This window comes from Bacteroides sp. RTP31139st1_H2_RTP31139_211217 (assembly GCF_040227615.1).
Classification (GTDB): domain Bacteria; phylum Bacteroidota; class Bacteroidia; order Bacteroidales; family Bacteroidaceae; genus Bacteroides; species Bacteroides uniformis.
The window spans coordinates 1-11,144 of record NZ_JBCNZM010000125.1; the positions used below are offsets into that span (position 1 = coordinate 1).

The window sequence follows — 11,144 nt, forward strand, 5'->3', positions numbered from 1 at the left end:
CGGTTTTCCCCACTCTTCATCGTGGTATTTCACATACAGCTCGTCGGTTCCGCACCAGCCGCAACGTCCGTTTATAAAGTCTTGCATAAGCGTAATTAATATATGTAATGAAGTGCTAAGATATTGTTTTCATTGCGAACAAACAAATCTATCCATTCAGAATGGACAGTTCTCATATTCTTTCTTACTTTTGCAAAAAGGTAACGGGTGGTTTGAACGCCTGAAAAACAAGAAAATTAATAATAAAGAATGGAAAAGACTTGGAGATGGTTTGGCAAGAAAGACAAGATAACCCTTGCCATGTTGCAACAGATAGGAGTGGAAGGCGTTGTCACTGCCTTGCATGAAGTTCCCAACGGTGAAATATGGACGTTGGAAGCCATTGAAGATTTGAGGGATTATATTGAATCCTTCGGATTGCGCTGGTCTGTAGTAGAAAGTCTGCCGGTGTGCGAGGCTGTCAAATATGCGGGGAGTGAGCGTGACCGATTGATAGAGAACTACAAGATAAGCCTTGCCAATCTCGGCAAGGCAGGCATCCGGACGGTATGTTACAACTTCATGCCGGTGATTGACTGGATTCGCACGGACTTACAACATCCCTGGGAAGACGGGACATCTTCTCTTTATTTCGACAGAATCCGTTTTGCCTACTTCGACCTGAAGATATTGGAACGGGAGAATGCGGAAGCCGATTATTCTCCGGAAGAGCTGGACAAGGTGGCAGAACTGGATAAGGTGATTACGGAGTCTGAAAAGGCAGAGCTGGTAGATACGATTATCGTAAAGACACAAGGATTCGTAAATGGCAACATCAAGGAAGGTGACAAGGAGCCGGTAACCCTGTTCAAACGTTTGCTGGCGCTATACAAAGGGATAGACCGGGAGGCTCTGCGCGAGAATATGCGTTATTTCTTGTCTGCCATCATGCCGGTATGCGAGGAATATGGGGTGAATATGTGTGTACACCCCGATGACCCTCCTTTTCAGGTATTGGGGGTGCCGCGCATTGTGACAGACGAGGCAGATATTGCCTGGATACTGAGTGCAGTGGACAATCCCCATAATGGCCTGACTTTTTGCGCCGGTTCATTGAGTGCGGGTGAACAGAATGATACCCGTGAACTGGCAAGGAAGTTTGCCAGGCGTACCCACTTTGTGCATTTGCGCAGTACGAAGGCAATACCGGGTGGAAACTTTATCGAAAGTTCCCATCTGGAGGGAAGGGGACACCTCATTGATTTGATTCGTATCTTTGAGAAAGAAAATCCGGGATTGCCGATGCGTGTGGACCACGGTCGCATGATGTTGGGCGACGAGGATAAAGGGTACAATGCAGGTTATTCTTTTCATGGCCGTATGCTGGCATTGGCTCAAGTGGAGGGAATGCTGGCTGTGGTAGACGATGAATTGTACGGAAAATCTGTTTGATTGATTTTAAGTTAGGCATGGATTACGCGAAAAATCATGGATATTCTTCATTTATTATCCATGATTTTTCATGTAATCCGTGTCTAAAGAATCTATTAGTGTTGTAAATCCGGCTTAATAGTTGAAAGCCTTGGATTTTACGTAAACCTTGAAGTCTTTGATTCCACCCGGTACCTCGCTTTCCATTCTGGGTAGATATTGTATGCCGGTCAGGGTGCGGGTACTACCCAAGTCAATCACGACAGAATGCGGGTATGGAGTGTCTTTTGTTGTGCTCCAATAGGTTGATTCCTGGAGGTCGAAGATTTTGTCCGCAGAACAGTTGACGTGGGATACGTCTTCGCTGTCGGCATAATTGACAATCCAGGGTTCGCGTGACAGACGTTCCCCATTCTCATCCAGCAGATACATTTCGGCAATGCAAGCCAGGTCTTTTCCATCTTGTGCACTCAAGGCTTCCAGGCAGACATAACGTCCGGTGACGGGTTGGTCGAATTTGCGTTCCTGCCAACCGTTGCCGGGATTGAAGCTGCCGGAGAGGACGGGCTGCTCACCGGACAAGTCGAGATTTTCACCCTCATTGCGGTGCGTCAGCGGTTTGGTGACGAGCAACTGGTCCAGTAATGGCTCGCTCAGTCCTTCGGACTTAACTTCTTTGGGACCGATGATGTCGAAGACAATCACTTCATTCTCACCTTTCTTCAACCAGCATCCCGGGATGTAGAGGGTCTGTTGCGGGCCGATTTCCCAAATGCGTCCCATGGCGTGCCCGTTGACGTAGACAAGTCCCTTGCCCCAAGTCTCGAAGTTTAGGAATGTGTCGCTGGGCTTGTTCACCTTAAAGGTGGCACGGTAGCAACCCGGAATGCGTTGTCCTAACTCATCTTTCAGTGAGCCGATGGGCTGGAACTTCATGTTCTTATAGAAATCGTATGTATCTTCGAGATTATAGACTTCCCAATCCTTCAGGTTGCAGGTGAAAGGACGGCCGTCGATGTCTACGGTAAGTTCTACGCTTTGGGTGATACCCTTGAAGTCCTTGATGGCACGTCCAAAGTTGATGCGGCCCATGGCTTCTACCAGAATGTCGAGGCGTGCACCTTTGGGGCAGGCGGGGAATTCCAGTTGCTTTTCACCGTTGCGGCGGTCCAGTTTGCCGATGTATTTGCCATCCAGGAAAACTTGGGCATAATCGTGCGCATCGTTCACAGTGAGCAGGGACGGGGTTTTCATCTCGGGCAGTGTGGTGCGGTAGAGAATACTTCCGAATCCCTGGTTATATTCCTCCATGGTACGGATATTGCGGTCTTTCTTGGCAGCAGGAAGATTGTCGAACAAAGGAGCCATCTCTGTAAATTGGAAAGACGGAATACGGATGGGCTTGATTAAAGCGGGAACTTTAGCCTGCTTCTCGCCGTTCATGTATTTGGACAATGCTTTTCGCAATTCCCAGTATTTGGGAGTGGTCTGTCCCGATTCGCTGATGGGGGCGTCGTAGTCGTAAGAGGTTACGTCAGGGGCGAATCCGGGTGAGTTGGCTCCTGCCCAGTGTCCCCAGTTGGTCCCTCCGTGGGTCATGTAGAGGCTGAAGGAGATGCCTTTGGACAACATCTCGTCAATGCCGGCAATCATGTCGGCAGCCGGACGGGTTTCGTGGTTGGCTCCCCACTTGTCGAACCAGCCGCTCCAGAATTCGGAGCACATCAGCGGGCTATCAGGACGGAGTTTCTTCAGCGGTGCAAACTGTTGGTCGATGTTGGCTCCTGTACCGAAGTTCATGGTCCATACCAGGTCGTGGAGTCCGTTCTTGGTGAAGTTGGACGCCCAGTCGCATTGGAACAGTGCTACGCCGGGGTAGTTGGCGCGTACGATGTCGCGGATTTGCGATACGTAGCCTTTGTCTTCCCCGTAGGAGCCGTATTCGTTCTCTACTTGTACCATGATGATGGGACCTCCGTTCTGTATGGTCATACCGGCTACCTGCTCGGCAACGGCTTTTTCGAAGATACCTACACGCTCCATAAAGTAGGGGTCGGATTCGCGCAGGCGGATATCTTTTTTCTTGAGTAACCACCAGGGCAGTCCGCCCATTTCCCATTCGGCACAGACATACGGTCCCGGGCGCAGGATGACATACATGTCGTTCTGCTGGCATAGGCGGCAGAATTCCGCCAGGTCATTCTGTCCGGTGAAGTCGAACACTCCCGGCTGAGACTCGTGGGAGTTCCAGAATACATAAAGGCAGATGGTGTTCATGCCCAGTGCCTTGCATAGCTTGATGCGTTGGTCCCAATAGGCTTTGGGGATACGTGGATAGTGCAGCTCTGCGGCTTTGATGACAAACGGCTTGCCATTCAATAGGAATGTTCCTTTGCCGGCAGAGAAGTCGCCTTGTCCTTCCCATTGGGTACGCGGGTCCCAGCTGTCGCGCCAGGGTATCGCGATTGTGCCGTCCTTGCCGAATTCAAGCGGGAGCCATACGTAGCGTGAGTCCTCAAGGTTTTTCTTTTTCCAGCGGTCGAACATGGCAATGTAGGCATTTCCTTTTCCGTATACTTGCTGCACGTAAGTGCTTTGTGCATAGAAGGTCTTATCTGCATCAGGACCGGTACACGGATTGCCGATGGTAGTCCATTGCCCCATGATGGAGTCGGCCACAGCCAGTTCGGCAACATTGGGATCCCAGCCGGTACAACCGGAAGAGAGCATATAGTACTTGCCGTTATACTTGAATACGGCGGGTGCTTCGCGGCTTTGCTTCACGAAATTGCGTGTATAGCGACCAGTGGGCTTCAGGTAGTCATCCGTTAGTTCGCTTATATATAAGGTAGCGTTGTTTTCCGACGAGTAGAACTGATATGCCTTGCCGTTATCATCAACGAACACTGTTTGGTCGCGGCTCATCGCACCGTTGGGACGGAAGCTGCCTACATAGGTGAATGTCCCGGTAGGAGAATCGCTGATCGCTACGCCGGCACATGCCTTACTGTAGTCGGCGCTTTCCACATGCGCCCACATGACGAATTTCTTTGTCTTTTCGTTGTAAATCACTTTGGGACGTTCCAACACCTTGCTGGGGTGCAGGTCGTGTTTCTCGTCATCTTTCACGGCAGGAAGTACAATACCCTCGAACTTCCAGTTCAGCAGGTCTTTTGAAGAGTAGCAGCTGACACCGGTTACGTCGGTGCGGTAGCATTCCCACGTAGCCCATTCGGGCAGGATGGTTTCCCCTTTTTTGTATTCGCCATACCAATAGTAGGTCCCTTCGTGGTAAAGAAGGCCGCCGCCATGGGCGTTGATGGGATTGCCGTCGGTGTCTTTCCATACTTCCCCGGGTATGATTGCGGCATTTTTCGTTTGTGCTTTTGTTTTTGCAGATGGCAGGCAGCAAAGGCAGGCCAGCAATGCAAAACTCCAAATAATTTTCCTTTTCATTTAAGAATTCGGTATTAGATAATTAATAAATCGTTTATGTTTTGGGCAAAGATATGCGAAAGTTGAGAAATGGAGGGTATGTAAATGTGTCAAAAAGGAGAGATTATAGCTCTAATCTCTCCTTTTTGTGATGTTTTTCGGTCTTTTCTATTTGGTTTGTACTTGTTTCATCACCCGGAGGAAATTTCCACCCCATATCTTGGCGATGTCTGTTTCTGTAAATCCATGTTCCAGCAGACGGACGGTGATATTGATGAAATCATTGTCCCCATTGCATCCTTTGACCCCGCCTCCACCGTCGAAGTCCGAGCCAATGCCCACGTGGTCTATGCCTGCCACTTCAACCATGTGCAGCAGGTGTTTCATGAAGTCCGTAAGGTTGGTTTTCTTGGCATCCGGGTTCAGAAACTCGTCTACCAGGCAGGCTTGAGCCACACCGCCATGTGCGGCAAGGGCGCGTAGCTGTTCGTCGGTCAGATTGCGGTCGTGTCTGTAGATGGCGCTTGCAGAGGAGTGGGAGACTATGACCGGTGCTTTTGAATATTTCAGTACATCCCAGAAGGTGCTTTCGGCTGCATGGGAAAGGTCTATCATTATTCCCAGCCGGTTCATTTCTTTCACCACTTTTCTACCGTAAGGACTTAAGCCGTTCCAACGGGCAGTCGTGTCCGAAGAACTGTCGCAGATGTCATTGTTGCGGGTGTGGCAAAGGGTGATGTAGGTAACGCCTGCATCATGGAAACGGGTGATATTCTTCAAATCCTTGCCGATGCCGTATCCGTTTTCGATGCCAATATAAAAGGCTTTCTTTCCTTCGGTCTTGAGCCTGGACAAATCATCGGGCGTGCGGGCTATGGCACATTGCTCCCCGTTCATCTCCACTTGTCGGTAGATGTGGCGTATCAACTCATCCACTCGGTCAATGGCTTTCAGACTGTTCTCTTCATCGCACGGGCCTTGACGCACCCAGCATGCCAGGTATTGTCCATCCAATTTTCCTTCTCGCATCTTGGGCAGGCAAACCTGCGTTTTTTCGCGCGTACCTATATTATAGGAAACGTCAAAATCAAGTGGGGTGTCTGTATGCGTGTCGAGGGAGAGGATGCGGCGATGAATCTCTTTGGCATGCCGGTAGGTAGCTGCCTTTTGAACCAGAAAATAGAAGAATCTGGCAGAGATGCTGTCGCCTGCCGTAGCCAGAGCTTCGGGATGGAATTGCACACCCCATATCGGATATTCGTGGGAAGACTCTATAGCTTCGGGAATACTGTCTGACGACCAACCCGTTACGCTGAATCCCGGGGCAACTTGCTTGACCGCCTGGTGATGGTGAGTATTGGTGAAAAGTTGTGTCTGTCCGGTTATGGATGCCATGGCAGAACCGGGAGTGAGGTGGACGGTATGAGTTGGTATACTGCTCGGTTCCTGCTGCTGGTGGCAGACAGTGGTGTCGGGATGCTGGGTAGGGATATCCTGATAAAGGGTTCCGCCGAAAGCTACATTGATTAACTGTTCTCCCCGGCAGATGCCAAACATCGGAATGTTACGCCGGGTAGCCAGGCGGATGAGTGCCATGTCGTATACATCACGCAGGGAGTCCACCTCTCCCAGCTGTTCGATGGGCGATTCATTGAAATAGGAAGGGTGGATGTCTCCTCCTCCTATCAGAATGATACCGTCCAGCCGGTTGGCAATGTCTGTCAAGATAAGGCTATCGGTAGTGATGGAAATCAGTATAGGTGTTCCACCTGCCTGGATTACAGACTCGGTATACGTCATCTGTGTGGATGAGCTTCGGCCCGGATGTGAGCAGGAAATGCCGATGAGAGGGGCTTTCCTGGTTGTTTTTTGGTTGGACTGTCCCATTGCCAAATATGGACATAGAACGAGCAGTGTTGTTAACAGTAGTTTGTTCATGGTTTTCGGGGGGGATTCTTTTTCCTGCAAAGTTATAAGAAATATTTAAGCCGTCCAAGAAGTTGGATGACTTGTGAATTCGGGCAGTTTATTGGCAGAAGAACATTATATTCTTTGTTGGTGGAGGAAGTGTGTTATATAACATGCTTCCCGATGTTGCTTTTCTTTGAATTAATGCCTAATTTGCGCCTCACAAAAAGTTAACGGCATCATCGTATGTCAGGTTATTCACTTAAAATCTTAATATATCATGAAAGTATATCAGACGAATGAAATTAAGAACATTGCCCTCCTTGGCAATGACGGCTCGGGTAAAACCACTCTCACGGAAGCGCTGCTCTTTGAGAGTGGTATTATAAAACGTCGCGGCAGGATTACTGCCAAGAATACAGTCAGCGATTACTTCCCGGTGGAGCAGGAATACGGCTATTCTGTGTTTTCCACCGTTTTCCATGTGGAGTGGAACGGCAAGAAACTGAATATCATTGACTGCCCGGGTAGTGATGACTTTGTAGGGGCTGCCATGACGGCGCTCAACGTTACAGATACTGCCATTCTGCTGCTGAACGGGCAATACGGTCCCGAGGTAGGTACGCAGAACCATTTCCGCTACACCGAGAAACTGGGCAAACCGGTTATTTTCCTGGTAAACCAGCTCGATAATGAAAAGTGCGATTATGATATGGTGCTTGAGCAGTTGCAAACCATATACGGTCCGAAGGTGGTGCCCGTGCAATATCCGCTGGCTACCGGACCGAACTTCAATTCGTTGATCGATGTACTTTTGATGAAAAAATATTCGTGGGGACCCGAAGGTGGCGCTCCCATTATTGAAGAAATTCCGGCCGAAGAAATGGAAAAGGCTACAGAACTGCACAAGGCTTTGGTAGAAGCTGCAGCCGAACATGACGAAGGCCTGATGGAAAAATTCTTTGAGCAGGACTCTTTGACAGAAGACGAAATGCGCGAAGGTATCCGCAAGGGACTGGCTTCACGAGGTATGTTCCCGGTATTCTGCGTCTGTGCCGGCAAGGATATGGGTGTACGCCGTCTGATGGAGTTCCTGGGTAATGTGGTGCCGTTTGTGGACGAAATGCCACCGGTGCACAATACACGCGGTGAGGTGGTGAAGCCGGATTCTAACGGACCGACTTCCTTGTATTTCTTCAAGACTGCCGTTGAGCCGCATATCGGTGATGTTCAATACTTCAAGGTTATGAGTGGTAAAGTGCACGAAGGTGATGATTTTACCAATGCAGACCGCGGTTCCAAGGAACGCATCGCGCAGATTTATGCTTGTGCCGGTGCCAACCGTATCAAGGTAGAGGAAATGGTAGCCGGTGACATCGGCTGTACAGTGAAACTGAAGGATGTACATACCGGCAATACATTGAACGGTAAGGGCTCTGAAAACCGTTTCAACTTCATTAAATATCCGAACTCCAAATACTCACGTGCTATCAAGCCGTTGAACGAGTCGGATACAGAAAAGATGATGGTTGCTTTGAACCGTATGCGAGAGGAAGACCCGACATGGGTGATAGACCAGTCTAAAGAATTGCGTCAGACTATTGTACACGGACAAGGTGAATTCCATTTGCGTACCTTGAAGTGGCGTCTGGAAAACAATGAAAAACTGCAAATCAAGTTTGAAGAACCGAGAATACCGTATCGCGAAACGATTACCAAAGCTGCCCGTGCGGATTATCGCCATAAGAAGCAGTCGGGTGGTGCAGGCCAGTTCGGTGAAGTTCATCTGATTGTTGAGCCTTACTACGAAGGCATGCCGTTGCCCGAAACCTATAAATTCAATGGTCAGGAGTTCAAGATGAACGTCAAGGGTACCGAAGAAGTTCCATTGGAATGGGGTGGCAAGCTGGTATTCGTCAATAGTATTGTGGGTGGTTCCATTGATGCACGTTTCATGCCGGCCATCTTGAAGGGTATCATGTCACGTATGGAGCAGGGACCGTTGACTGGTTCGTATGCTCGCGATGTACGTGTCATCGTATATGACGGAAAAATGCATCCGGTTGACTCCAATGAAATCTCCTTTATGCTGGCGGGACGGAATGCGTTCAGCGAAGCGTTCAAGAATGCAGGCCCGAAGATTCTAGAACCCATTTATGACGTGGAAGTATTTGTTCCGTCGGACAAGATGGGTGATGTGATGGGGGACTTGCAGGGACGCCGTGCCATGATTATGGGTATGAGCAGCGAGGCCAGTTACGAAAAACTGAGTGCTAAGGTGCCTTTGAAGGAAATGTCATCCTACTCTACGGCACTTAGCTCACTGACTGGTGGACGTGCTTCGTTCATCATGAAGTTTGCCAGCTATGAACTCGTTCCGAGTGATGTGCAGGATAAACTGATTAAGGAATTTGAGGCAAAGCAAGCTGAAGAATGATTTTCAGGGGTTGGTAGTTTGGCTGTTGTAACTACCGGCTGCTAATATAACAATTGTTAAAGCCGTTGTTACTTCATGGCAAGTAATAACGGCTTTTTTCATTAACGTAGATTAAGAACATGCAGAATTGTGAATTGAATGATTAATTTTTTATTAAATTTGCAAACCAAAGGCTTGTGTTTTTGTTATAATGCTCATAATACAACCTAAAAAATGGTCTTCGGTTAATTTACGAGAACGTCCGGTTAAATCAGGTTAATTGGTTAGGAGTGTTAATTAGGGAGTGTTAATTTTGTGACTATGAAAAAGTCAACTATATGGATATTAGGTGTTGTTATGGGGCTTTCCTTCCTTAGTTTGCTGTATCTGCAGATAAGCTATATTGAGGAAATGGTGAAGATGCGTAACGGACAATTTGATGAATCGGTGAAGCGTGCGTTGATGGCTGCTTCGAAAGAGGCAGAGTCCGCAGAGGTTGTGCGTTGGCTGAATGAGGATATCTCCGAGGCAGAAAAGAAGGCGTGGGAACAATCGCAAAGCAGTAGCGGAGTGATGCGTACCCAGCGGTTTGTGATGACAGCTCCGGATGGCAGTGTCCGTTCTTCGGTGGAATTGAAAACTTTCAGTAACGAGCCTTCTGAATTGCCAAGAGCAATGATTTCACGCAAACACGGAGCAAAAACCATTCCTCAGACTTCACGCTCGCAGATAGAGATGCTTAAAAACCGCTATCTTTACCAGCGTGCATTGGTAGACGAGGTGGTGTTGCAGATGGTATACAATGCCAGCGACAAGCCGATTGAGGAGCGTGTTAATTTCAAAAGTCTGGACCAGTATCTAAAAGCAGGTCTGATAGAGAATGGTCTCGGTGATATGGATTATCACTTCAAGGTGATAGACCGGGAAGGTCGGGAGGTATACCGTTGTGCGGATTATAGCGATGCAGGGAGTGAAAGCTCTTATTCGCAGCCATTGTTTTTGAATGACCCACCAGCCCGTATGAGTATCGTCAAGATACATTTTCCGGGAAAGAAGGATTATATCTTCGATTCGGTCAGGTTTATGATACCGTCGATGATATTTACTTTTGTACTGCTGGTGACGTTCATCTTTACGATTTACATCGTATTCCGCCAGAAGAAGCTGACGGAGATGAAGAATGATTTCATCAATAATATGACGCACGAGTTCAAGACGCCGATATCGACGATTTCTCTGGCGGCACAGATGTTGAAAGACCCGGCTGTGGGCAAGTCTCCGACTATGTTCCAGCATATATCGGGTGTCATCAACGATGAAACGAAGCGCTTGAGGTTCCAGGTAGAAAAAGTGCTTCAGATGTCGATGTTTGACCGTCAGAAGGCTACTTTGAAGAATAAGGAACTGGATGCCAACGAGCTGATAGCGGGTGTTATCAACACGTTTACACTGAAAGTGGAGCGTTATAATGGAAAGATTGAATCGGAGCTTAAAGCTACCAACTCTGCCATTTTTGCCGATGAGATGCATATCACCAATGTGATTTTCAATCTCATGGATAATGCAGTGAAGTATAAACGTCCGGATGCGGATCTGCAACTGACGGTGAAGACTTGGAATGAGCCTGGCAAACTGATGATTTCCATCCAAGATAACGGCATCGGCATCAAGAAGGAGAATTTGAAAAAGATATTCGAGAAGTTTTATCGCGTGCATACAGGTAATCTGCACGATGTGAAAGGCTTCGGCTTGGGACTGGCTTATGTGAAGAAGATTATCATGGATCATAAGGGAACTATCCGGGCAGAAAGTGAACTGAACGTAGGAACTAAATTTATTATTGCATTACCTTTATTAAAAAATTGATTGATATGGACGAGAAACTGCGTATTTTATTGTGCGAAGATGATGAAAATCTTGGCATGCTTTTAAGAGAATATTTACAAGCAAAAGGGTACGCTGCCGAGTTATATCC

The 11,144-nt window shown here is 48.1% G+C and carries 5 protein-coding genes and 2 pseudogenes; 4 read left to right on the plus strand and 3 right to left on the minus strand.

What is annotated here, in order from left to right:
• Positions 1–87: pseudogene (locus ABUA47_RS17560) on the minus strand (DNA-3-methyladenine glycosylase I); the annotation flags it as partial.
• 162 nt (positions 88–249) lie between these two features.
• Between ABUA47_RS17560 and uxuA the strand changes: the two are divergent.
• A complete protein-coding gene (gene uxuA / locus ABUA47_RS17565; protein ID WP_035449146.1) occupies positions 250–1,431 on the plus strand; it encodes a mannonate dehydratase in 1,182 nt (393 codons plus the stop codon).
• Between the two features lie 114 nt (positions 1,432–1,545).
• Here uxuA and ABUA47_RS17570 read toward each other — a convergent pair whose 3' ends face one another.
• The gene (locus ABUA47_RS17570) at positions 1,546–4,866 is read right to left on the minus strand and encodes a beta-galactosidase (RefSeq protein WP_118067125.1); all 3,321 of its coding nucleotides are present in this window, start codon (positions 4,864–4,866) and stop codon (positions 1,546–1,548) included.
• 147 nt (positions 4,867–5,013) lie between these two features.
• Positions 5,014–6,783 carry a gamma-glutamyl-gamma-aminobutyrate hydrolase family protein gene (locus ABUA47_RS17575; protein ID WP_008664114.1) on the minus strand — a complete coding sequence of 590 codons (1,770 nt, stop codon included), beginning with the start codon at positions 6,781–6,783 and terminating at the stop codon, positions 5,014–5,016.
• 250 nt (positions 6,784–7,033) lie between these two features.
• On the opposite strand from ABUA47_RS17575, the gene ABUA47_RS17580 reads away from it, so the two are divergent.
• The 3 genes and pseudogenes from ABUA47_RS17580 to ABUA47_RS17590 all read left to right on the plus strand — a co-directional run.
• Positions 7,034–9,190 (plus strand): elongation factor G, encoded by a 2,157-nt coding sequence (locus ABUA47_RS17580; protein WP_008664112.1) that lies wholly within the window; start codon positions 7,034–7,036, stop codon positions 9,188–9,190.
• Positions 9,191–9,490: 300 nt separating this feature from the next.
• Positions 9,491–11,035 carry a sensor histidine kinase gene (locus tag ABUA47_RS17585; protein ID WP_005830174.1) on the plus strand — a complete coding sequence of 515 codons (1,545 nt, stop codon included), beginning with the start codon at positions 9,491–9,493 and terminating at the stop codon, positions 11,033–11,035.
• Positions 11,036–11,040: 5 nt separating this feature from the next.
• Positions 11,041–11,144: pseudogene (locus ABUA47_RS17590) on the plus strand (DNA-binding response regulator); the annotation flags it as partial.